Below are 23,781 nucleotides of genomic sequence, written 5' to 3'. Positions count from 1 at the left end.
GCTTCGCCCACTCGGTCCCGGGCGTACGCAGCCTCCACGTCCGCCAACTCGGTAACGTTTCCCGCGCGGCAACTTTCGGCCTCCCCCGAAAGCAGACCAACGAAAACCCACCCCTCTCGAACGCTTCGGGTGGGGGCCATCCGTCAGGGTTTCACCACCCGGCCCACACGGGCCGGCCGCAGGGCGTCGCACAGGGCGCCGAGGGTCTCCCGGAATCCCGTCGTGCCGGCGAGCACGCGTTCCAGGAGAAGCGCGCCTTCCAGGGTCGCCACCACCAGCCGGGCCGAGGCGGCGGGGACCACGTCGGCCCGCACGCTGCCGTCGCGGAGCCCGTCGGCCAGCACGCGTTCGAGCCAGGCGATGTGCTTGTCGAAGAACCGGACGATGGCGGTCCGCAGGGCGTCGGGCAGGGTGTCGCGCTCCACCGCCAGCACCGCGCAGAGGCAGCCGAGATCGTCCGCGACGCCGCCGAGATAGAGCCGGCCGTAGGCCTCGATCCGCCCCACGGCGTCCGGTTGCGCCAGGATGGCGTCGAGGGCCGCGTCGTAGCGGGCATCGTAGGCGGCGACGAGGGCCAGGGCGAGGCTGGCCTTCGTCGGGAAGTGGTGGTGGATGCTCGCCTTGCGGATGCCCACCAGGGCGGCGAGGTCGCCGTAGCTGAAGCCCGAATAGCCCCGGCCCCGGACCAGAGTCTCGGCCTGCAGGAGCAGTTCCGCGCGGGTGTCTCTCATGGTGGAGCGGGTCCGAGGGACGTGTTCAAGAAAATGTGCCGTTGACGGCGGCAGAAATCTACCTACTAAATGGTAGGCAAGAAAACAAGCGGAGGACGTCCGGTATGGTGGCCCATGAAGGCCTCTGGCGGCGCGATGGGCGGGGGCTCCGGCCGGCCCGGCGCGGGGCCCTGCTCGGTGGTCTGTCCCTGTTCGGCGGCCTGTGCCTGTGCTGCCTGCCGACCCTCGGACGCTCGGCCGAGGGCTTCGCGATGGACGAGGTCGGACCCGGCATCTTCATCCGGCGCGGGCCCGACGCCGAGGCGACGCCGGAGAACAACGACGCCATCGCCAATATCGGCTTCGTCGTCGGCGAGCGCTCGGTGCTCGTCACCGAATCCGGCGGCAGTCTGGCCGATGGGCAGTGGCTGCGCGGGCAGATCAAGCAGCGCACGGACAAGCCGATCAGCCACGTGGTGCTCACCCACGTCCATCCGGACCATTGCTTCGGGGCCGAGGCGTTCGAAGCGGACAAGCCCGTGTTCGTCGGCCACCACGCCCTGCGTTCGGCCCTCGACGCCCGCGGCGAATACTACCGCACGCGCCTCGTCGAGATCCTCGGAGCGGAGAAGGCCGGGCGGGTGGTGTATCCGACCCTGGAGGTCGCGGACGGGGCGGAGGTCGATCTCGGCGGACGTCGCCTGACCTTCCACGCCCACGGGACGGCGCACACCAACTGCGACCTCTCCATGCGGGATTCGGCCTCCGGAATCCTGTTTCCCGCCGACCTCCTGTTCGTCACCCGCATCCCGTCCCTCGACGGCAGCCTCGTCGGCTGGCTCAAGGAGGCGGAGGTGCTCAAAGCCATGGGGGCGGCGAAGGCCGTGCCGGGCCACGGCCCGACCCTGGTGGCGTTCGCGCCCGCCCTCGCCGACCTCACCCGCTACCTCGGCACCCTGCGCGACGAGACCCGCAAGGCGCTGGCCTCCGACATGCCCATCGAGAAGGCGGTCGCCAGCATCGGCCGGTCCGAGGCCGGCAAGTGGGCCCTGTTCGACCTCTACAACGGCCGCAACGTGACCCAGGCCTTCAAGGAACTCGAATGGGAGTGATCCCGCCCCATATGGATTTACAGAGGAGACACGCCATGAAGCCGTTCACCGCCGCCCTCGCCCTGTCGCTCGCCGCCGCGCTGCCCGCCGCCGCCCTGTTCGCCGGACCCGTTCTCGCCGCCGGCGCCTCGGACACCGATGCCGAGCGCCTCGCCCGCTGGAACGAGATCCGCACCTCGATCTTCGGCGACACGACCGTGACGCCCACCGACACCCTGATCCAGGTCGATGCCCCGGCTCGCGCCCTGGACGCCGCCCTGGTGCCGATCACCCTCACCATGCCGGAGAAGGACCGGATCGCCGGCGTGTCCCTGGTGATCGACGACAACCCGTCGCCCTATGCCGCCAACATCACCTTCGGCCCCGCCGCCGATCCGGGCGAGATCAAGCTCCGGGTCCGGGTGAACAACTACACCAACGTCCACGCCGTGGTGCGGACGAAGGACGGCGCGCTGTTCGAGACGGCGAAGTTCGTGAAGGCGTCGGGCGGCTGCTCGGCCCCCATGGGCATGAGCGACGAGGAGGCCATGAAGGGCATGGGCGACATGCGGATGAAGTTTTCCGAAGGCGCGCCCGGGTCCAAGTCCACGGAGGCGACCCTGATGATCCGCCATCCGAACTTTTCCGGCATGCAGATGAACCAGGTCACCCGGGACTACACCCCGGCGCGCTACATCCAGAAGGTCGTGGTCTCGCAAGGCGCGCGCAACATCCTGACGCTCGACGGCGACATCTCCATCGCGTCGAATCCGGTGATCAACTTCGCCTTCCTGCCCGAGGGCAAGGCCCCGGTGACGGTGGTGGCCTCGGACAACCAGAACGGCCGCTGGGAGCACAGCTTCCCGGTGCCGAGCCCGAGCAACTGAGGGTGAGGTCCGGCATGATCCCCCTCGTTCGCCTCGCCGCCGCCGCCCTCCTCGCCGCCGGGACCATGGCGGCGGCGCCGGCCGATTCGCCCGTCGACGTGCCCGAGCCCGAGGGGTTCCACACCGGCCCGCAGCAGGGCTACACGCCGCCGACCCTGACGGGCGCGACCGTCCTCGACATCGACGGCCTCGACCGGGTGGTGGCCGAGGCCCGGCCCGTGCTGATCGACGTGGCGCTGGCCGACCGGCGCCCCGCCGGCATGGCCGCCGACAAGCCGTGGCTGCCGGCCCACCGCACGGTGCCGGGCGCCGTCTGGATGCCGAATGCCGGGGCCGCCCCCCTCGACCCCGCGCACGAGGCCCTGTTCCTCGAACGCGTCGCGGACCTGACGGGGGGCGACAAATCCCGGGCCGTCGTCACCTTCTGCCATCCCGATTGCTGGGGCAGCTGGAACGCCGGCAAGCGCCTCGTCCAGGCCGGCTACACCGGCGTGCACTGGTTCCCCACGGGCATCGAGGGCTGGCAGGAGCGCCACGAGACGGCGGTGGTGAAGGAGGACCCGGCCTGGGCCGGGCGAGCCTCCGGCGCGGCGCAGCGCTGAGGGACCCGGAATCCCGTCGCGGATCGGACCGCTCGCGCGCGGCCGCCGGCTGGCGTATAGCCGGTCCCGGACAGACAGGAGACCGGATTGTACAAGGTCAAGGCGAACGATCACCTCGGACGGGCCGCGACCTTCGCGTGCGGGACCGCCGACCAGGCCCTGGAGAAGACCTGGGAGCTGGCGCGGCGCGGCTTCAAGGAGATCCTCGTGATCGATCCGAAGGGCCAGGAATCGAGCGCCGCCGCGTTCGAGCGCGCGATGGACCTCGATTGAGGCGCGTCCCCCTCCGCATCGGCCCCGATGTCACGGCGCGCGCGTTCGCGGTTGACACCGGCCGGGTTGTGGCGGAAGAAAGGCGCGCACACGGCGCCCCAAGTCTAGGGAGGGAACGCCCACCGAAGAGTGCCGGACGGCGACGCCATCGCCGTCACTGCAACGGGTGCGGCACCGTGCAAGACAAGTAACTCCGAGCGACGACATCTTTCAGACCCTGCGCTTTGTTTGCGCAGGGACGCGCGCTTTGCCGCGGACGGGTGTATGAGAGGCCCACCCAACGCGCGCGCCCGTCCGACGGGTGCGACGAGCCCGGTGGAGTCCGATGTCCCAAGTTGTCCAGTCGCGCCGCATCCGTGCCGTCGATCTCGCCAAGCGCAAGGCGGCGGGCGTCAAGATCATCGCGCTCACGGCCTACCACGCCCACACGGCCGGCATCCTCGACCCGCATTGCGATTTCATCCTCGTCGGCGATTCGCTCGGCATGGTGATGCACGGCATGGAATCGACCCTGCCGGTGACCCTGGAGATGATGATCGTCCAGGCCCAGGCGGTGATCCGGGGGACCTCCCGCGCCCTCGTCGTGGTCGACATGCCGTTCGGCTCCTACGAGGCGAGCCGCGAGCAGGCCTTCCTCAACGCCGCCCGCGTCCTGAAGGAGACGGGGGCGGGCGCCATCAAGCTGGAGGGCGGGGCGAAGTTCGCCGACACCGTGGCCTTCCTGGTCGAGCGCGGCGTGCCCGTCATGGGCCATATCGGCCTGACGCCCCAATCGGTGAACACCATGGGGGGCTTCAAGGTGCAGGGCCGCGAGGCCGACGGCGAGGCGCGTCTCCTGGCGGACGCCCGCGCCATCAGCGAGGCCGGCGCCTTCGCCATCGTCATGGAGGGCATCGTCGAGCCCGTGGCCCGGGCCATCGCCACGGCGCCCGGGATCACGGCGGCCACCATCGGCATCGGCGCCAGCACGGCCTGCGACGGCCAGATCCTCGTGCTCGAGGACATGCTGGGTCTCAGCGACCGCGTCCCGAAATTCGTCAAGCAGTTCGGATCCCTGCGCACCCAGATCGAGGACGCCGTGGCGGCCTATGCCGAGGAGGTCCGCGCCGGCCGCTTCCCCGCCGACGAGCACACTTATCCGCCCGCTTGAACCTCCCTCCGGCGTGATCCGGGTGCGGAGGCGCACGGGACCGGCCCCGGCCGGGCGGGGCCCGCTTACCATTCATCAACCGTTCGGTGCCCAGATTCGAACCTGAAGCCCGGTTTCGAGAATCAAAGGACACGACGTCATGAAGCGGACCCTCCTCGGCGCGGCGATGGCCGGCAGCCTTCTCGTCACGATGACGCCCGGGGCGCAGGCTCGCGACGGCATCGGTCCCGGCGGCGCGGCGGCCCTCGGCGTCCTCGGCGGCCTCGCCATCGGGGGTGCCATCGCCTCGTCGCAGAACAACGGCTACTACCCCGGCCGCCCGGTCTACCGCGAGCCGCGCCCGGTCTATGTCGAGGAAGAGGTCTGCCACATGGAGCGCCGCGGCTACATCGACGCCTACGGCGACGAGCACATCCGCCGCGTCCGCGTCTGCGAATAGTCTTTTCGCGACGAACGAGACCGGGTGCGAGCCCGGTCCACGCCGCGAACGGCTCATGCGACAGCCGCGAAAGCGGGCTCCGGCGTCCCATCGTGGGCTCCGGCTCCCGCCTTCGCGGCTGTCGTCGTTCGGCGCCCTGTCTCCGGACGACGGCGCGTGGAGCGAAGGCCCGAGCCCTCGCCCCGCTCGCTTCACCAGCGGTAGCCGAGGCTCGCGGTGATCCGGCGCTGGGTGCCGTAGAAGCAGGCGGTCGCGGTCGAGCACGACGAGACGAAGCGCTTGTCGCCGGCGTTCTGGAGGTTGACCGCCGCGCGCCAGCCGTCGCGCTCGTAATGCACCACCGCGTCGAAGGTGACGTATTCCGGCACTGTGAGGGTGTTGGCGACGTCGGCGTAGGAGCGCCCGACGTAGTTCACCCCGCCGCCGAAGCCGAAGCCCTTCCAGTCGCCGACCGGGATCGTGTAGTCGGCCCAGAGCGAGGCGAAGTTCTCGGGGATGCCCACCGGCACCCGGCCGAGGTCGAGGCTCGTGCCCTCGATCGTGCGCAGGCCATAGATCGTGTAGGACGCCACGAGGTTCAGTCCCTCGGCGAGGTTGGCCGTGGCCGAGGCCTCGAAGCCGCGCGAGCGCACGGCGCCGATCTGCAGGTTGGTGAAGACGTTGGCCGGGTTCGGCGTCAGCACGTTCGAGCGCACGAGGTCGAAGGCCGCCACGGTGAAGAAGGTGTTCCAACCGACCGGCTGCAGCTTGGCGCCGACCTCGATCTGCTCGCCCTTGTCGGCCTTGAACGGCCGGTTGTTGCCGTCGACGCCCGCCGTCGGGTTGAACGAGGTGCCGTAGGTCACGTAGGGCGCGAGGCCGTTGTCGAAGTTGTAGATGAGCCCGAGGCGGCCGGTGAAGGCGGTCTCGTCCCGCACCGTGGAATTGGCCAGCACCAGCTTGTCCTGCACGACGTTGCTCACGAAGTCCTGGCGGCCGCCGATGAGGAAGGTCAGGCGGTCGGTGAGCGCGACTTGGTCTTGAAGGTAAAGCCCGGTTTGCTGGAGCTGCTGGTTGATCACGCGGTAGGGCAGGGGGGTCGCGGCGGTCTGGAAGTAGCGCGGCGACAGGATGTTCAGCGACGGGACCGGGAAGGTCGTCGCCTGGTTGTCCGACAGGCTGTAGCGCTTGTAGTCGACGCCCATGAGCACGGTGTGGCCGAAATATCCGTCGCTGAACCGGGCCTGCGCCTGGTTGTCGACGGTGAACAGACCGGCGCGCGGCGTCGTCAGGAAGCCGTAGCGGGCGAGCTCGGTCTCGCTGGCATTGGCGTAGCCGTTGCCGACGTAGCGAGAATCGCGCACCTCCGTGAACGAGAACCGGAAGTTCTGGCGGAACGTCCAGACGTCGTCGAAATGATGCTCGAACTCGTAGCCGAGATTGGCCTGGTTGCGGGTGTAGCTGTCGACGAGCGGATCGCTGGCATTGAGGGTCCGCGAGATGCGCAGGCCCGAGGCGTTGGGGCGCACGGTGCCGGAATAGGGCAGGAACTGGCCGGCGCCCCCGGTCTCGTCGCGCTGGAAGCTCGTCAGCACCGTGAAGGTGGTGGCTCCATCGGGCTTATAGGTGAAGCTCGGCGCGATGTAGTAGCGGTCCTCGGGCGCGAACCGGACCTGGGCGTCGCTGTTCTGCAGCTTGCCCGTCAGGCGGTAGAACCAGTGGCCGGAACTGTCGGCGGGGCCGCCGAGGTCGAAGGCGGCGTAGCGCTGGTTGAACGAGCCGCCGCCGAGTTCGAGGTAGTGCAGGGGCTCCGTCGTCGGGCGCTTCGACACGATGTTGACGAGGCCGCCCACGGGCGAGCCGCCGAACAGGGTCGCGGCCGGCCCGCGCAGGACCTCGATGCGCTCGGCGCCGAACGGATCGATGCGGTAGTTCGCGAACGAGGTCTGGAACAGCTGGAGCCCATCGCGAAACAGGCCCGTCTCCGTGGCCGAGAAGCCGCGGATGAGGAACCAGTCGAGGCGCGTGTCGGGGCCGAACTGATTGGCGTAGATGCCCGGCGTGTAGCGCACCGCCTCCGAGATCGTCTGCGAGCGCTGCGCCTCGATCTGCTGGGCGCCCACGACGCTGATGGATTGCGGCGTGCGGATGATGGGCGTGTCGGTCTTCGTCGCCGTGGCGCTGCGGCTGGCGACGTAGCCGGGCACGGGTCCCCGCGCCGTCTCGGGCTGGCTCCGGCCGGGCGCGCCGCCGCCGCCGGCGCCGACTCCGCTGCCCTCGACGCTCAGGGTTTCCAGGGTGACGGCGCTCTGCTGGCCTTGAGCCGCGCCCGCGAGGACGAGGAGGGAGACGCCCGCCAGAGCGAGGCGGGCGGGGGGCAGGCATCCCATCGAGGAAGCGGACATGGCGGAGTCTCCATCGCGCAGGCAAGCGACCGCGGCCTCGCACGGGCATGCGGAGGTCGGCGCGAGACGCTGTTTAGAATAATCGTAAACTACTGTAATGAAACAGCTTTACGCGATCGGTAGTCGCCGTCCGGGGCCCGCGCAAGGGCATTCCGATCATCTGTCGACGACCGTGGCCGCTCGGGCACAGAAGGCCTCGGACGCAACAAAAGATTTCGGATTCGGAAGACTCCGGGCCCGGGGCCAGGGTGCTCGCGGATACGTTTTCTCGGTGTTCGCACAGCGAAGCACAGCGCTTCGAACCGTCGCGACAGGCCCCCTCTCCTTCCAGGCAGGGCGATCGCAGATGGGTTTTCCCGGCGCTCAAACGCGAAGCAAAGCGCTTCGAACCGTCACGACAGGCCCCCTCTCCTGGAAGGAGAGGGTTGGGGTGAGGTGTGGGACCTGTTCGGAGAGTTCGCACACCTCACCCTGTCCCTCTCCTTCCAGGAGAGGGGACCCGTGCTGCCCGCGCGATGGGCGAATGCCGTAGCCCGGAAGGAGACGAATCCCGTCGTGGTTCATCCGCGATTGGGCCCCGGGCCAGGGGCATGCGAAGAGCCCGGCGGGGCGGGGTGCGGCGCCGGGCGTTCCGCTCAGCTCCGCCGGCGGGCCTCGCTCAGGTGTTCGAGGAAGCCGACGGCGAGGCGGCCGCGCTCGGCCGGGCAGTCGCTGCCGCGCCGCAGGAGCACGCGGCGGTCCTTGAGCACGAGGCCGTCGGAGACCGGCACGAGGAGGGCGGGGGCCTCGGGGTGCAGGTCGGCCGCCAGACCCTGGGGGCCGCCGCTCAGGCGCGCGATGCCCAGGGCGCAGCAGCCCACCCGCAGGCGGGCGAGGGTGACGAGGTCGGCCACGGCCTCGGGCAGGGGGCCGAACCGGTCCTCGACCTCGCCGCGAAGGGCTTCGACCTCGTCCAGGGACCGCAGGCGCAGGAGCCTCGTGTAGAGGCTCAGGCGCAGTTCGGGCTCCGGCACGTAGTCGGCGGGCACGCTCCCGGCGAGGCCGAGGCGGATCTCCGGCGTCCAGTCGTCGGCGGACTCGCCCTTGGCCGCCCGCAGGGCGAGCTGGAGCAGGTGCTGGTAGAGACCGAGCCCGATGAGCTTGACGTGGCCGGCCTGGTTCTCGCCGACGAGGTCGCCGGCCCCGCGGAGATCCAGGTCGCGGGCGGAGATGGCGAAGCCGGCACCCAGGCGGTCGAGGGCCTCCAGGGTGCGCAGGCGCTTCTCCGTGGCCGGCGGCAGCGGCTTCTCGGGGCGGCTCAGGAGGTAGGTCACGCCCCGGCGCTGGCCACGTCCGACCCGGCCGCGCAGCTGGTGAAGCTGGGCGAGACCGAAGCGTTCGGCCTCCCACACCAGCATGGTGTTGGCGCGGGGCACGTCGAGGCCGCTCTCGATTATGGTGGTGGCGAGCAGCACGTCGCCCTCGCCGTCGGCGAAGCGCACCATGACGTCGTCCATCGCGTCGGCCTTGAGGTCGCCGTGGGCGATCATGGTTTCGAGTTCGGGCACGAGGCTGGCCAGGCGCTTCGCCATGGGGGCGATGTCCTCGACGCGCGGACACACGACGAAGCTCTGGCCGCCGCGGCGGTGCTCGCGCATCAGCGCGGCCCGGACGGCGCCGTCGTCGAACGGCATGATCACCGTGCGGATCGGCTGGCGCACGCTCGGGGGCGTCGCGATGACGCTGAGCGATTGCAGGCCGACGAGGGCCGATTGCAGGGTGCGGGGGATCGGGGTCGCGGTCAGCGTCATCACGTGGCCGTCGCCGGCGGCGCGGCGTAGGCTCTGCTTCAGCTTGGCCCCGAAGCGCTGCTCCTCGTCGATGACCATGAGGCCGAGATCGGCGAAGCTCACGCCCTTGGCGGCCAGCCCTTGCGTGCCGACGACGAGGCGGATCGAGCCGTCGGCGAGCCCCGCCTTCACGCGCTTCGCCTCCGCCGGGGAGACGAGGCGCGAGAGGTGGGCGACCTCGATGCCGAAGCGGGCAAAGCGGCGCTGGAAGGTCTGGACGTGCTGGCGGACCAGCACGGTGGTGGGCGCCACCACGGCGACCTGCTTGCCGGCGAACACGGCGGCCGCCACGGCGCGGAGCGCCACCTCGGTCTTGCCGAACCCGACATCGCCGCAGACGAGGCGGTCCATGGGCCGGCCGGAGGCGAGGTCGGCCAGGGCGCCGTCCACGGCGCTCGCCTGATCGGCGGTGAGGTTGAAGCCGAAGCCGGCGGCGAAGCGCTCCATCTCGCGCGTCGACGCCGCGAGGACGGGGGACCGGACCGCGCGGCGCGCCTCGGTGTCCGTCAGCATCTGCCGGGCCGCTTTGGCGAGGGTGGCTTCCGTCTCGAGGCGCCGGCGCCCCCACGAACCGCCATCGAGGCGGTCGAGGGTGACGGCGTCGGGCTCGGAGCCGTAGCGCCAGATCCGGTCGGCCTGACTCACGGGGACCATCAGCACGGCGTCGCCGGCGAAGCGCAGGCGCAGGGCGTCCTCCGCACCCGCGCCCGTGGCGACGGATTCCAGGCCCTCGAACACGCACAGGCCGTGGTCGCGGTCGATGGCGACATCGCCCACCCGCAGGTCGACCTCGCCCATGGGCAGGATCGCCGTCTGGCCGCCGCTCGCCGCCACGGCCTTGCTGCCGAAGAGGTCCGCCGCCGCGATCACGGCGATGCCCTGATCGGGCACCCGGAACCCGGCCTCGATGGGGGCCGCCAGCACAAGCACCTCGCCGGACGGCGCGCGCACCACCTCCGACCAGTCCTTCACCGTGCGCGCCTTGCGGCCGAGGGCCTTCTCGGCGGCGCGCACGAGGCGCGGCAGGGCCTCGGAAGGTCCCGTGAGCAGCACGCGCTCGCCCGTCGCGACGTGCCCGCGCAACGCTTCGGCGAAGGCCGGGCCGGGGCGGGCCTTCCGCACGAAGGCCGGCATGGCCACGGCGTCGGCATCGGCGGCCGAGGCCGTGGTGACGGGGCGCTCGCCCTGCAGGGCCGTCCAGGCCTCGGGCGTGAGGTAGAGTTCATAGGGCAGGGGGGCCGCACGCCCGGCGCCGTCGCGCCCTTCCGCGATCTGCTCGAAGAAGGCGGCGGCCCGCTCCTCGGCCCCGGCCTCGACGACGAGGCGGGCGCCCGGCACGTAGTCGAGGGGCGTCACGAGGTGTCGATAGAGACGGGGCAGGTCGTGCTCCTGGCCCGTGAACGGGCGCAGGGTCACGTCGGTGTCGCGGGCCAGCACGATCTCGGTGGCGGAATCGATGACGAGGACGTCGACCTCGGCGAGCGAGCGCTGGGACACGGGATCGTAGGCACGGATCGCGGTGACGCGGGCCTCGTCGTGCTCGATCCGGCACGGCCGTTCGGCGGCGGCGGGAAAGACCTCGACGGTGCGGCCGCGCACGGCGACCTCGCCGGGCTCGTCGACCCGGTCGTCGACGATGTAGCCGAGGCGCTGCAGGTCCGCGGTCAGCGCCTGCGGGTCGAGGCGGTCGCCGACGCGGATCTCCATATGGGCGTCGGCCCAGGTCTCCGGCGGCGGCACCCGCTGGATCAGGGCCGGGGCGGTGGTGAGCACGATGTCGGGCAGGTTCGCCGCGTCCGTGAGCCAGCGCAGGACGCCCGTGCGGGTCCCCATGGTGCCCCGCGACGGCGAGGCGCGGTCGAAGGGCAGGCAGTCCCATTCCGGGTAGATCGCGACGCTGCGCTCCGGCGCCAGGGCCCGCAGGATGTCGGCCAGCGCCCCGAGGCGGTGGCGCTCGCGGGCGATGTGGACGAGGGGGCGGGCATCGGCTTCGCGGTCGAGGAGGGCCACCGCCAGGGCGCCCGTGGGCACGAGGGGAGCGACGTCGGAATCGCGGTGGGCGGGGGTCGTCCTGGTCCTGCGCTTTGCCATCGAGGATGCGTCCGCCCTGTTGTTCTTGTCTGGGCTGGAGGAACGCGCCGGCCCGCGCCGGGCTCCCGGCCGAATCGGCTTGTCCCCTGTTTGCCGCAGGCTCGAAGCCTGTTTGCGTGATGGTGCCGCAAGCTCTTTGAACTCGGGAACAAGCCCTTTGAACTCGGGAACGGTTGGGCTTTAAGCTCCTGTCCGATCCGGCCCGGAGGCCGGCGCGGAGATGTGAGCACGATGACGCCGAACACCGTGGCGACGACGCCGTTCCCCGACCAGAAGCCCGGCACCTCCGGCCTGCGCAAGAAGGTCGCGGTGTTCCGCCAGCCGCGCTACGTCGAGAACTTCGTCCAGGCGATCTTCGACGCCATCCCCGATCGGGCGGGCGCCACCCTGGTGATCGGCGGCGACGGCCGCTTCTTCAACCGTGAAGTGGTACAGATCGCCCTGAAGATGGCGGCGGCCAACGGGTTCGCCCGCGTCCTCGTTGGGCAGGGCGGCCTGCTCTCGACGCCGGCCGCCTCCTGCGTGATCCGGAAATACGGCGCCATCGGCGGCCTCGTCCTGTCGGCGAGCCACAATCCCGGCGGCCCGGACGGCGATTTCGGCATCAAGTTCAACACCGCCAATGGCGGTCCGGCGCCGGAGGACGTCACGGCGGCGATCTTCGCCCGGACCCTGGCGATCGACGCGTACCGCATCGCGGACGTGCCCGACCTCGACCTCGACGCCGTCGGCGAGGCCCGGATCGGCGACCTGCGCGTGTCCATCCTCGATCCCGTGGCCGACTACGTCGACCTCATGCGCACCCTCATCGACTTCGACGCGGTGCGGGCCCTGTTCGGGCAAGGCTTCCGCATGCGCTTCGACGCCATGAGCGCGGTGACGGGGCCCTACGCCCACGCCATCCTCGAGGGCGAGCTCGGCGCGGCGCCCGGCACGGTGGTCAACGGCACGCCGAAGCCGGATTTCGGCGGCCACCATCCCGATCCGAACCCGGTCCATTGCCACGACCTCTACGAGCTCATGCTCGGCCCCGACGCCCCCGATTTCGGCGCGGCCTCCGACGGCGACGGCGACCGCAACATGATCGTGGCGCCGGGCCTGTTCGTGACCCCGAGCGACAGCCTCGCGATCCTCGCCGCCCACGCCCACCGGGCGCCGGGCTACGCCGCGGGCCTCGCCGGCGTCGCCCGCTCCATGCCGACGAGCCGGGCGGTGGACCGGGTCGCGGCCTCCTTGGGCATCCCCGCCTACGAGACGCCCACGGGCTGGAAGTTCTTCGGCACCCTGCTGGATGCCGGCCGCATCACCCTGTGCGGCGAGGAGAGCGCCGGTACCGGCTCGAACCACGTCCGCGAGAAGGACGGGCTCTGGGCCGTGCTCCTGTGGCTCAACGTGCTCGCCGCGACAGCCAAGCCCGCCCGCGACCTCGTCCACGAGCACTGGGCCCGCTTCGGGCGCGACTACTACACCCGCCACGATTACGAGGAGATCGACGCGGACGCCGCCAAGGGGCTGATGGAGAGCCTGCGCGCGAAGCTCGGCAGCCTGCCGGGGCAGCGCTTCGGCGATCTCACCGTCACGACGGCGGACGACTTCCGCTACGTCGATCCCGTCGACGGGTCGGTCACCGCCCAGCAGGGCGTGCGCATCGGGTTCGCCGAGGATGCCCGGGTGGTCTACCGCCTGTCGGGCACCGGCACGGCGGGCGCCACCCTGCGGGTCTATGTCGAGCGCTTCGAGCCCGCCTCCGGCCGCCTCGACCGCCCCGTGGCGGAGGTGCTGGCCTCCACCGTCGCCGCCGCCGGCGCCATCGCGGACATCGCCCGCCTGACGGGTCGGGACGCGCCGAGCGTCGTGACCTGATCGCCCCGCCGGGCACGGCATGCCAGCCGTGCCCGTGGGCCCCTATCCCGTCTCGGCGGGTGGCGTAGGGGAGGGCGCGGACGGGACGGGATGGGCCACGCGGTGGACGAAACGGAAGAGGCGCTCCGGCGCCGGCGCGTCGGCATCGCGCTCATGTGCGGGACGCTCGCGTTCTTCGCCTGCCTCGACGCGTCGGCCAAGAGCCTGGCGCGCCTCGGCGTCGATCCCCTGCTCACCACCTTCATGCGCTACGCCGTCAGCGTCGTGGCGATCTCGCTCGTCATCAACCCGGTGACCTCGCCGGGGGTGATGCGCACCAACCGCCTGTGGCTGCAGATCCTGCGCTCCCTGCTGCTGTTCGGCTCCACCGCCCTGAATTTTCTGGCGCTGCGCCACCTGCAGCTCGCCGAGACCCTGTCGATCCAGTTCGCCGCGCCCCTGGCCGTGGCGCTGCTCGCCGGTCCGGTGCTGGGGGAATGGACCTCGCCCCGGCGGCTCGTCGCCATCGGCATCGGTTTTCTCGGCGTCCTCGTCATCGTCCGGCCCGGCGTCGGGCCGGTGCAGCCGGCGGTGCTGCTCAGCCTCGGCAACATGCTGTGCTACGCCCTCTACATCCTCACCACGCGCAAGCTCGCCGCCCTCGATTCCACGGCCACCACCATGGTCTATTCGGGGCTCGCCGGCCTCGCCCTGATGACGCCCCTGCTGCCGTGGATCTGGACCGCGCCGGCGGGTTGGCTCGTCTGGGCGCTCCTCGTCGGGGTCGGCCTGTTCGGCACCCTCGGGCACTGGCTCCTGGTGCTGGCCCATGCCCGCGCCCCGGCCAACGTGCTGGCGCCCTTCATCTACACCCAGCTCCTGTGGTCGGTGATCCTCGGCTACCTCGTCTTCGGCGACGTGCCGAACCGATGGACGCTCATCGGCGCGTCCATCGTCGTGGGCTCGGGGCTCTACCTCCTGGCGCAGGACCGCCGGGGCAAGCGCCCTCAGCGGTGATGGCGGTGGTGCCGGCGCGATTTCATCCGCGTGCGGTAGGCGCGCCGGCCGGGATCGATGCCGAGCGCCCCGTTCACGGTGCCGACGGCGCCGCCGACCGCACCGCCGACGATGCCGCCCACGGGACCGGCGACACGGTCGCCCTCGGCCGCACCCCGGCGGATGCCGCCCGGAAGCCCCTGGGCCTCGGCAGCGCCGGACACGGCGAAGGCCGACAGGACGAGGGTGGCGGCGAGCAAAGCTTTTCTCATGGCGGGTCTCTCCGGTGTTGGGATCGCCTCGCGGCGGGTGTTATCAACGGCCGAGCTTGGAAAAGGTCCCCGGCCTGCGGTCCCGCGAAAGCTCGCTGGTCTCGCGCATCCGGCGCTGCTAGAAGCCGGCGCATGTGCGCTGATGCCGATCCGCGCGGCCCGGACCTGCTCCCCGGCCGCCCGCGAATTATGAGCCCGGCCTCCGCCTGAGGGCCGCGGCAGCGCGCGCCTCGGCGGAGGCCGGGAGGGCACTCGATTGCCCCTTCCGCCACCGGTCCCCTGGACCGCCCCGCTTCAGCGCCAAGACCGACAGAGACCCATGAGCGATCCCACAGAGTCCGCCGGCGCCCCCGCCCGCGACTATTCGAAGACCCTGTTCCTGCCGCAGACGGACTTCCCCATGCGGGCGGGCCTCCCCGTGCGCGAGCCCCTGCTGCTGGAGCGCTGGGCCGCCACCGACCTCTACGGACAGATCCGGGCGAAGGCCGCCGGCCGGGCGAAGTTCGTGCTGCACGACGGCCCCCCCTACGCCAACGGCAACATCCACATCGGCACGGCGCTCAACAAGATCCTCAAGGACTGCATCGTCCGGGCGCAGGGGGCGCTGGGCTTCGACGCCAACTACGTGCCGGGCTGGGACTGCCACGGCCTGCCCATCGAGTGGAAGATCGAGGAGGCCTACCGCGCCAAGGGCCGCAACAAGGACGACGTGCCCGTCCTCGAATTTCGCCAGGAATGCCGGGCCTTCGCCGGCCAGTGGCTCGACACCCAGCGGGCCGAGTTCAAGCGCCTCGGCGTCACCGGCGACTGGGACCACCCCTACGCCACCATGACGTTCCCGGCCGAAGCCACCATCGCCCGCGAGTTGATGACGTTCGCCACCACCGGCCAGCTCTATCGCGGCTCGAAGCCGGTGATGTGGTCCGTGGTCGAGAAGACCGCGCTCGCCGAGGCTGAGGTCGAGTACGAGGACGTCGTCAGCGACACGGTGTTCGTCGCGTTCCCGGTCAAGAGCTGGCAAGGCGCCTACGATCAGGACAGGGCCGACAGGGTCGGCGCCGTCGAGGAAATCAAGCGCACGTCAGGCGCGGCTCTGATGAGCGAACCCGGCATCGACTGGACGTTCGAACTGACGCGTGAAATGCGCGAACGCCTGGCGATCGTCATCTGGACCACGACGCCCTGGACACTGCCAGGCAACCGGGCAATCGCCTATTCCAGCAAGATCAAGTACGGCATCTACCGTGTCGAGGAGGCGCCGGAAGGCAATTGGGCCGCGCCGGGGGCCTACTACCTTCTTGCCAACGATCTCGCGGACGGGTTCTTCGCCGCCGCCAAGGTGGTCCGGTACACGCGGCTCACGAGCTGGTTCGATCCCGCCGCCATCGGCGCCTGTTCGCATCCGCTCGCATCGCTCGGGTACGATTTCGACGTCCCGCTCCTCGACGGCGACCACGTCACCGCCGAGGCCGGCACCGGCTTCGTCCACACGGCGCCGGGCCATGGCCGCGAGGATTTCGAGGTCTGGATGGCCAACGGCCGCGCGCTCACGGACCGCGGCATCGACACTCGCATCCCCTACACCGTGGATGCCGATGGTGCCCTGACGGAGGACGCGCCCGGTTTCACGGGAAAACGCGTCCTTAACCACAAGGGCGAGAAGGGCGACGCCAACAAGGCGATCATCGCGGCGTTGACGGAGGCCGGCACCCTGGTGGCGCGCGGCACCCTCAAGCACAGCTATCCGCATTCCTGGCGCTCGAAGAAGCCGGTGATTTTTCGCAATACGCCGCAATGGTTCATTGCGATGGACAAGCCCGTCGACTCCCTGGATGGCCGTACCCTGCGGGAGGTCGCCCTGCGCTCCATCGAAGAGACGCAGTGGGTGCCGCCACAAGGAAAAAACCGCATCAACGGCATGGTCGGCAACCGCCCCGACTGGGTGGTTTCGCGCCAGCGCGCCTGGGGCGTGCCCATCACGGTGTTCGTGAAGAAGGGTACTCACGAGGTTCTCCGCGACGAGCGCGTGAATGCCCGCATCGCGGACGCTTTCGCGGCGGAAGGGGCGGATGCCTGGTTCACGGATACGGACGGCGCCCGCTTCTTGAAGCCCGAGCACGATCCGGCCGACTACGAGAAGGTGACGGACGTCCTCGACGTCTGGTTCGATTCCGGCTCGACCCACGCCTTCGTCCTCGACGACCCGGAGCAGTTTCCGGGCCTGTCCGGCGTGGTGCGCAAGCGCGACGGCGGCACCGACACGGTGATGTATCTCGAAGGCTCCGACCAGCATCGCGGCTGGTTCCAGTCGTCCCTGCTGGAATCCGCCGGCACGCGCGGGCGGGCCCCCTACGACATCGTCCTCACCCACGGCTTCGTCCTCGACCCCAAGGGGCTGAAGATGTCGAAGTCGAAGGGCAACGTCGTCGCGCCACAGAACATCATCAAGGATTCCGGCGCCGACATCCTGCGCCTGTGGGTGGCGGCCTCCGACTACACCGACGATCTCCGCATCGGCCCGGAGATCATCAAGACCTTCGCCGAGACCTACCGCAAGCTGCGCAACTCGCTCCGCTGGATGCTCGGCTCGCTCGCGCATTTCGAGCCGGGCGCGGAGATCCCGCACGCCGAGCTGCCCGAGTTGGAGCGCCTGATCCGGCATCGTCTGTCGGAGCTCGACGGCGAGATCCGCGAGGCCTACGCGGCCTTCGACCTGAAGCGCGTCGTGGCGCTCCTCAACGGCTTCATGACCGGCGACCTCTCGGCCTTCTACTTCGACGTGCGGAAAGACGCGCTCTACTGCGATCCGATCTCGTCGCCGACCCGCCGGGCCGCTCTGCAGGTCATCGACGAGACCTTCCGCCGGGTGACGATCTGGCTCAGCCCCGTCCTCGCCTTCACGGCGGAGGAGGCCTGGCTCGACCGGTATCCCTCGGAGACCGGGTCGGTGCATCTCCAGACCCTGCCGGAGACTCCGTCCGCCTGGCGCGACGCGGCGCTCGCCGCCCGCTGGCAGAAGGTCCGAAAGGTCCGCCGCGTCGTCACCGGCGCCCTGGAGATCGAGCGGGCGGGCAAGCGCATCGGAGCGAGCCTGGAGGCGGCGCCGACGGTGTTCGTGTCCGACCCGGAACTGCTCGCCGCCCTCGACGGGATCGATTTTGCGGAGGTGTGCATCACCTCCGCCATCCGCATCGCGTCGGGCGAGGGGCCGGCGGACGCCTTCCGCCTCGACGACGTGCGCGGCGTCGCCGTCGTCCCGGGGCTCGCGGAGGGCCGCAAATGCGCCCGGTCCTGGCGGGTCACGACCGATGTCGGCGCGGACCCAGCCTATCCCGACGTGACCCCCCGCGACGCCCGGGCCCTGCGCGAGTGGGACGCCGCCCACGGTGCCATCGCGTGAGGGGGCGGGAGCGCTCTTCCCTACCCCTTGCGGGGAGGGATCGAGGGTGGGGGTGGCTGGGCGACCCTGGACCTGCGAAGGCCAGCGGAGCCACCCTCGGTCCCACCTCCCGCGCCAAGGGCTTCCTCCATCGCGCGGGAAACATGGGTCCCCTCTCCTGGAAGGAGAGGGACAGGGTGAGGTGTGCGAACTCTCCGAACAGGTCCCACACCTCACCCCAACCCTCTCCTTCCAGGAGAGGGAGCCCGGCGTGTTCTCCGCCGACGCACGCGGTCCTTCGGCGGGCGGTCGCCTGTCGAAATCGGCGGCGTTGCGGATGTACGAATCCGGTATCCCCGCGAGGGGGACGGGAACGCGCGAGCCTCCCTCGCGCCATGCGAACGATCCGATGACTCCCTTCCGCCTCGGCCTCATGGGCCTCCTCGCCACCCTGGTCGTCGATCAGGCCTCGAAGCTCTGGCTCTATCTCGGCACCGACCTCGTCCTGACCCAGCCCTGGCCCGTGGCGCCGTTCGCCGAGTTCCTCGTGGTGTGGAACCGCGGCGTGTCCTACGGCCTGTTCCAGCAGGAGGGTGGGATCGGGCGCTGGATCCTCGTCGCCGTCTCGGTGCTCGCGGCCACCGGCCTCGTGGTGTGGATGCGGCGCGCGCCGACGCGGCTGCTGGCCGTCTCCCTCGGCCTCGTCGCCGGCGGCGCCATCGGCAACGCCATCGACCGGGCCGCGTACGGGGCGGTGTTCGATTTCGTGCACCTGCACTGGCGCACCTGGTCCTGGTACGTGTTCAACGTCGCGGATGCCGCCATCGTCGCGGGCGTCGTCGGCCTCGTCCTCGACAGCCTGCTGCCGGATCTGCGCGGCAAGGCTTCCACCGAGGCGCCCACCAAGACCACCACCACGCCGCAGGCCTGACGCCGCCATTGCAAGGTGCGGCGACAGTGTCCGGGACCTGTGGTGCGTAAACCACATCGGGGATCGTTGGCGGCCCGGCACTGGCACCCTGCGGCCAAGGCGCCATACGATCGCCCGAAACCGGGATCAGGCGTTCGAAGCCGGATCAGGATCGTGACGTGAACGCGACCATTCGCGCCCGGGACCGGGCGCGACGACCGGACAGGCATCGGGGGCGGCATGATCGGACAGCGCGGGTTCCTCTACTCCGTGACGGGCACCTTGGTGACGGGCCTCCTTGCAGGGGCGGGCGTCCTCGCCGGCCTCGGCGGCGCGCAGGCCCAGCAGGGCGTGTTCATGCGCGATGCGCTGAGCAATATCGGCCTGATCGAGCCGGAGAAGCCGGCCATCACCTACCGCGAGCGCGCGCCCCTGGTGATGCCGCCGAAGCTCGACGGCAAGGCCCTGCCGCCGCCGCGCAAGGCGGAGGCCTCGCCGCAATGGCCGAAAGACCCCGAGATCGCCCAGCGCGAGCGCGAGCGGGTCGAGGCCCGCAAGCCCATCGTGCGCGGCGCGCAGGGGCGCATGGACGACAACAACGTGACCCTCTCCATCGACGAGATGCGGGGCGGGCGCCGCGCCGATGCGCAGGTGCGCACGGAGCCGGGCCGGCCCGAGGGCGAGACCGCCGACCGCAACTCGTTCTGGTCGAACCCCTTCGGCCTGCGGTCCGCCGAGGTGGCCGAACCGTCCCTGGTGGAGCCCGACCGCGACGTGCTGACCGATCCGCCGACCGGCTACCGCAAGCCGCCCCGCAAGGTCGCCAAGACGAGCGGCGATCCCATCAACAATCCCTCGCGCGAGCGCGAGGAGGCCGATCCGGGCGCCTATATCCGCGGCCGGAACTGACATCTTCGCCGGCGTCCAGCCGGTTCACGCGTCTGGCCCGGCCGTTGCGGCGGGTGCCGGACTCCCGTGCGACGCTCAACGAGACGGACGGTCCCGCGCGGGCCGAACGCTGAAGGAAAGCTCTTCGATGCACCTGTTCCGGAAGGACGTTCCGCTCCTCGGCCCTCGCCAAAGCCATGCCAGCGCGGGCCGGGCCGAGGCCGCCCCGTTCGGGCGCTCCGAGGCGGGGGGTCCCGATGTCGGTGCCTTCACCCTCGACAACGGCCTCGACGTGGTCGTGGTGCCGGATCACCGCGCGCCCGTCGTCACCCACATGGTGTGGTACCGCAACGGCTCGGCCGACGATCCGCAGGGCCAGTCCGGCATCGCCCACTTCCTCGAGCACCTTATGTTCAAGGGCACCGAGCGGCACCCGGTCGGCGCCTTCTCGAAGGCGGTCTCGGGCCTCGGCGGCCAGGAGAACGCGTTCACGAGCTACGATTACACCGCCTACTTCCAGCGGGTGGCCCGCGACCATCTCCAGACCATGATGGAATTCGAGGCCGACCGCATGACCGGCCTCGTCCTCGACGACGCCGTGGTGGCGCCCGAGCGCGACGTCGTGCTCGAAGAGCGCCGCATGCGGGTCGAGACCGACCCCTCCGCCCAGCTCTCCGAAGCCATGGCCGCCTCCCTGTTCGTGCATCACCCCTACGGCACGCCGATCATCGGCTGGATGCACGAGATCGAGGACCTGAACCGCACCCACGCCCTCGACTACTACAAGCGCTTCTACACCCCCGAGAACGCCATCCTGGTGGTGGCCGGCGACGTGACCCCCGACGACGTGCGCCGCATGGCCGACGACACCTACGGCCGCGTCACGCCCCAGGGCGCCCGGCCCGTGCGGGTGCGCGCCCGGGAGCCGGAGCCGAAGGCCCTGCGCCGCCTCGCGGTGGCCGACCCCAAGGTCGAGCAGCCGACCCTGCAGCGGCTCTACCTCACGCCGTCCTGCATCACCGCGAAGGACGGCGAGTGCCACGCCCTCGAACTCCTGGCCGAGGTGATGGGCGGGGGCTCGACCTCCTACCTCTACCGCAAGCTCGTCATGGAGCTCGGCGTCGCCGTGAATGCCGGCGCCTGGTACATGGGCTCGGCCATCGACGACACCCGCTTCTCCGTCTACGCGATCCCCGCCGAGGGGATCAGCCTGGAGAAACTCGAGGAGGAGGTCGACCGGGTCCTGCGTCGCGCGCCGTCCGAGGCCTTGAACGCCGAGGCCATCGAGCGGGCCAAGACCCGGCTCGTGGCCGAGACCGTCTATTCGTCGGACAGCCAGTCGTCGCTCGCCCGCATCTACGGGTCGGCGCTGGCCATCGGCGAGACCATCGAGGAAGTGCGGCGCTGGCCGTCCGACATCGAGGGGGTCACCCAGGCGCGCCTCGCGGCGGTGGCCGAGCGCTACCTCGTCCCGCAGCGTTCCGTCACCGGCTACCTGACCAAGACCCGCGACGCCGACGCCTGATCAGCGCTCCGCCCGGATTTCGGGGCCGTGGCGCGACGCGCGCGCCGGGCCCGGCCCAGAACAACGAGGTTTCCATGCCCCTGGCTCCCCAACTGGTCGACACCGCCGCCCGCTCGGCCCAGTCGCCGACGCAGGCCGTGCCCGTCGCCACCGCCGCCGGCATCGAGGCCTGGCACGTCGAATCGCAGGTGGTGCCCCTCATCGCCCTCGCCTTCAGCTTCGAGGGCGGCGCGGCGCAGGACCCCGAGGGCAAGGCCGGCGTCGCCCAGATGCTCGCCCGCCTCCTCGACGAGGGCGCCGGGGACCTCGTCTCCGACGCGTTCCAGGAGCGCCTCGCGGCACGGGCCATCGAGCTCTCGTTCCACGCCGGGGCCGATGCGCTGGGCGGCTCCCTCAAGATGCTGGTCAAGCACGCCGACGAGGCCATCGACCTCCTGGCGCTGGCGCTCGCCAAACCCCGCCTCGACCCCGACGCCATCGAGCGGGTGCGCGCTCAGACGCTGGCCGGCCTGCGCTACCAGCAGAACGATCCCGGCGTGATGGCCTCGCGCCGCTTCTTCGTCGAGGCCTATCCCGGCCACCCCTATGCCCGGCCCTCGTCCGGCACGGCCGAGAGCATCGCGGCCATCACCCGCGACGACCTCGTCGCCATGCACCGCAAGCTCGTCGGGCGGGGTGCGGTGAAGGTCGCGGCGGTCGGCGCCATCGACGCCGCGCGCCTCGCCGACGCCCTCGAGCGCGCCTTCGGCCGCCTCGACCTCGCCGCCCCGCTGACGGCCGTGCCGCAGACCCGGGTGCAGAACCTCGGCCAGCGCCACGTCGTCGATATCGACGTGCCGCAATCGGTCCTGCGCTTCGGCATGGGCGGCGTGCCGTGGTGCGATCCCGACTTCATCCCGGCCTACGTGCTGAACCACATCCTGGGCGGCGGCTCCTTCACCTCGCGCCTGTTCCAGGAGGTGCGCGAGAAGCGCGGGCTCGCCTATTCGGTGGGCACGTCGCTGGTCAGCCACCGCGCCTCCGCCATGACCTGGGGCTACACCGCCACCAAGAACGAGCGCGTCGGCGAAGCCCTCTCGGTCATCGGCGACGAGATCGGCCGGCTCATCACCGAGGGGCCGTCCGACGAGGAACTGCAGAAGGCGAAGGACTACCTCACCGGCTCCTACGCGCTCGGCTTCGACACCTCGACGAAGATCGCCCACCAGCTCGCCCAGATCGCCTTCGAGGGCCTGGGCATGGACTACATCGCCCGGCGCAACGACCTCGTCGCCAACGTGACCCAGGCCGATATCCGTCGCGCGGGCGCACGGACCTTCGCCGACGGCAAGATGCTCGTCGTGGCCGCCGGCCGGCCCACGGACTTCTGAGTTCGCCTCCACCGGATTGGTTCGGACCCGTTTGCGGGTCGCTGAAGGACGCGGTGAATCGCGGGTCCCCTCTCCTTTCAGGAGAGGGAGGTCGTCGCGATCGATCGATCCGAAGCGATCGACCGCTTTTGATATGGCCTCGTTCTGGGATGCCCCGGGGCACGGCGGTTGCTACACTGCTTGCCGCCTGCCACCGTTCTCGGGACATCCGGATGCCTTCTGCCCTGCCGACGCTCCTCGCCCGCGCGGCGATCCTGCCCCTCGCACTCGTGATCGCCACGCCCGCCCTGGCGCATCCGGGCCATGAGGCCGGGGGCTTGGCCCAGGGTTTCCTCCACCCCCTCGGCGGGCTCGACCACGTGCTCGCCATGGTGGCCGTGGGGCTCATCGCGGCTCGGATCGGCGGGCGCGCGCGCCTCCTCGTCCCGGCGGCCTTCCTCGGCATGATGGCGCTCGGCGGTGCGGCCGGCGCCGCCGGGTTGAGCCTCCCCTACGTCGAGACCGCCATCGCCCTGTCCGTCGTCGTCCTCGGCGCCGTCCTGGCGCGCGGCGCGGTGCCGCCCGTGGCCGGGGCCATGGGCCTCGTCGGCGCCTTCGCGGTGTTCCACGGCTTCGCCCACGGCGCCGAGATGCCCGGCGCCGCCTCGGGCCTCGCCTACGGCCTCGGCTTCCTTACGGCCACCGCCCTCCTGCACGCAGCCGGCCTCGGCCTCGGGCTCGTGGCCGCGCACCGCACGACGCGCCCGGCCCTGCGGGTCGCCGGGGCGGGCCTCGCCGCCGCCGGCCTCGGCCTCCTCGCCGGCGCGTTCTGAGGCTGTGTTCTTATACGAGTTTTGGCTGATCAGTTTCGTGGAATTGGTCGATCGCTGAAAGACGAAGTGCAGCGCGGGCTCCCTCTCCTTCCAGGGAGGGCGATCGCAGATAGGTTTTCCCGGCGCTCGAACGCGAAGCAAAGCGCTTCGAACGGGCGCGACAGGCCCCCTCTCCTGGAAGGAGAGGGCGGGGTGAGGTGTGCGAACTCTCCGGAGAGTCCACGACCCTCACCCCAACCCTCTCCCAAACAGGAGAGGGGGCCCGTCGTGGTTCCTCTGCGATCGCCCTGCCTGGAAGGAGAGGGAGCCCTGGTGCAACGACGCGATCCGA

At 70.9% G+C, this 23,781-nt stretch carries 18 protein-coding genes; 14 read left to right on the top strand and 4 right to left on the bottom strand.

Annotation, left to right across the window (positions count from 1 at the left end):
- Positions 1 to 143: 143 nt before the first annotated feature.
- Entirely contained in the window at positions 144 to 731 is a 588-nt protein-coding gene (locus MKK49_RS02850) for a TetR/AcrR family transcriptional regulator (RefSeq protein ID WP_244026551.1), read from the bottom strand.
- Between the two features lie 104 nt (positions 732 to 835).
- Between MKK49_RS02850 and MKK49_RS02845 the strand changes: the two genes are divergently transcribed.
- The 6 genes from MKK49_RS02845 (at position 836) to MKK49_RS02820 (ending at position 5,152) form a co-directional block, all read left to right on the top strand.
- Entirely contained in the window at positions 836 to 1,822 is a 987-nt protein-coding gene (locus MKK49_RS02845; protein WP_244026550.1) for a quinoprotein relay system zinc metallohydrolase 2, read from the top strand.
- Positions 1,823 to 1,857: 35 nt separating this feature from the next.
- On the top strand, positions 1,858 to 2,688 hold the full coding sequence (locus tag MKK49_RS02840; protein WP_244026549.1) for a quinoprotein dehydrogenase-associated SoxYZ-like carrier: 831 nt from the start codon (positions 1,858 to 1,860) through the stop codon (positions 2,686 to 2,688).
- 14 nt (positions 2,689 to 2,702) lie between these two features.
- Positions 2,703 to 3,290 carry a rhodanese-like domain-containing protein gene (locus tag MKK49_RS02835; protein WP_244026548.1) on the top strand — a complete coding sequence of 196 codons (588 nt, stop codon included), beginning with the start codon at positions 2,703 to 2,705 and terminating at the stop codon, positions 3,288 to 3,290.
- 87 nt (positions 3,291 to 3,377) lie between these two features.
- A complete protein-coding gene (locus MKK49_RS02830; RefSeq protein WP_056090721.1) occupies positions 3,378 to 3,563 on the top strand; it encodes a hypothetical protein in 186 nt (61 codons plus the stop codon).
- A 325-nt stretch (positions 3,564 to 3,888) separates the two neighbouring features.
- The gene (gene panB / locus MKK49_RS02825; RefSeq protein ID WP_244026547.1) at positions 3,889 to 4,713 is read left to right on the top strand and encodes a 3-methyl-2-oxobutanoate hydroxymethyltransferase; all 825 of its coding nucleotides are present in this window, start codon (positions 3,889 to 3,891) and stop codon (positions 4,711 to 4,713) included.
- A gap of 139 nt (positions 4,714 to 4,852) precedes the next feature.
- Complete coding sequence (locus tag MKK49_RS02820; protein ID WP_244026546.1) at positions 4,853 to 5,152, top strand: hypothetical protein; 300 nt, start codon at positions 4,853 to 4,855, stop codon at positions 5,150 to 5,152.
- A gap of 191 nt (positions 5,153 to 5,343) precedes the next feature.
- Here the strand turns inward: MKK49_RS02820 and MKK49_RS02815 are convergent, their stop codons facing one another.
- Both MKK49_RS02815 and MKK49_RS02810 read right to left on the bottom strand, forming a co-directional pair.
- Positions 5,344 to 7,536, bottom strand: a complete 2,193-nt coding sequence (locus MKK49_RS02815) for a TonB-dependent siderophore receptor (protein WP_244026545.1) — start codon at positions 7,534 to 7,536, stop codon at positions 5,344 to 5,346.
- Between the two features lie 635 nt (positions 7,537 to 8,171).
- Positions 8,172 to 11,456: a DEAD/DEAH box helicase gene (locus MKK49_RS02810; protein WP_244026544.1), complete on the bottom strand. Its 3,285-nt coding sequence runs from the start codon at positions 11,454 to 11,456 to the stop codon at positions 8,172 to 8,174.
- Positions 11,457 to 11,687: 231 nt separating this feature from the next.
- Between MKK49_RS02810 and MKK49_RS02805 the strand changes: the two genes are divergently transcribed.
- The gene (locus MKK49_RS02805; protein WP_244026543.1) at positions 11,688 to 13,319 is read left to right on the top strand and encodes an alpha-D-glucose phosphate-specific phosphoglucomutase; all 1,632 of its coding nucleotides are present in this window, start codon (positions 11,688 to 11,690) and stop codon (positions 13,317 to 13,319) included.
- Between the two features lie 90 nt (positions 13,320 to 13,409).
- The gene (locus tag MKK49_RS02800; RefSeq protein ID WP_244026542.1) at positions 13,410 to 14,315 is read left to right on the top strand and encodes a DMT family transporter; all 906 of its coding nucleotides are present in this window, start codon (positions 13,410 to 13,412) and stop codon (positions 14,313 to 14,315) included.
- Here MKK49_RS02800 and MKK49_RS02795 read toward each other — a convergent pair.
- Entirely contained in the window at positions 14,306 to 14,566 is a 261-nt protein-coding gene (locus MKK49_RS02795) for a hypothetical protein (protein WP_244026541.1), read from the bottom strand. The genes MKK49_RS02800 and MKK49_RS02795 overlap by 10 nt on opposite strands.
- A gap of 319 nt (positions 14,567 to 14,885) precedes the next feature.
- Here MKK49_RS02795 and ileS point away from each other — a divergent pair, with 319 nt between their 5' ends.
- From ileS to MKK49_RS02765, 6 genes are all read left to right on the top strand, one after another.
- Positions 14,886 to 17,966, top strand: coding sequence for an isoleucine--tRNA ligase (gene ileS, locus MKK49_RS02790; RefSeq protein ID WP_244026540.1), 3,081 nt, complete (start codon positions 14,886 to 14,888; stop codon positions 17,964 to 17,966).
- A 388-nt stretch (positions 17,967 to 18,354) separates the two neighbouring features.
- Positions 18,355 to 18,876: a signal peptidase II gene (gene lspA, locus MKK49_RS02785; protein WP_244026539.1), complete on the top strand. Its 522-nt coding sequence runs from the start codon at positions 18,355 to 18,357 to the stop codon at positions 18,874 to 18,876.
- Positions 18,877 to 19,095: 219 nt separating this feature from the next.
- Positions 19,096 to 19,764: a hypothetical protein gene (locus MKK49_RS02780; RefSeq protein WP_244026538.1), complete on the top strand. Its 669-nt coding sequence runs from the start codon at positions 19,096 to 19,098 to the stop codon at positions 19,762 to 19,764.
- 127 nt (positions 19,765 to 19,891) lie between these two features.
- Positions 19,892 to 21,268 (top strand): M16 family metallopeptidase, encoded by a 1,377-nt coding sequence (locus MKK49_RS02775; RefSeq protein WP_244026537.1) that lies wholly within the window; start codon positions 19,892 to 19,894, stop codon positions 21,266 to 21,268.
- 74 nt (positions 21,269 to 21,342) lie between these two features.
- Positions 21,343 to 22,638, top strand: a complete 1,296-nt coding sequence (locus MKK49_RS02770; RefSeq protein ID WP_244026536.1) for a M16 family metallopeptidase — start codon at positions 21,343 to 21,345, stop codon at positions 22,636 to 22,638.
- A 212-nt stretch (positions 22,639 to 22,850) separates the two neighbouring features.
- Complete coding sequence (locus tag MKK49_RS02765; protein WP_244026535.1) at positions 22,851 to 23,450, top strand: HupE/UreJ family protein; 600 nt, start codon at positions 22,851 to 22,853, stop codon at positions 23,448 to 23,450.
- Positions 23,451 to 23,781: the final 331 nt, after the last annotated feature.

The sequence above is a fragment of the Methylobacterium sp. J-090 genome, from assembly GCF_022829345.1.
Classification (GTDB): domain Bacteria; phylum Pseudomonadota; class Alphaproteobacteria; order Rhizobiales; family Beijerinckiaceae; genus Methylobacterium.
This window is presented reverse-complemented; position numbering and strand designations above follow the sequence as displayed.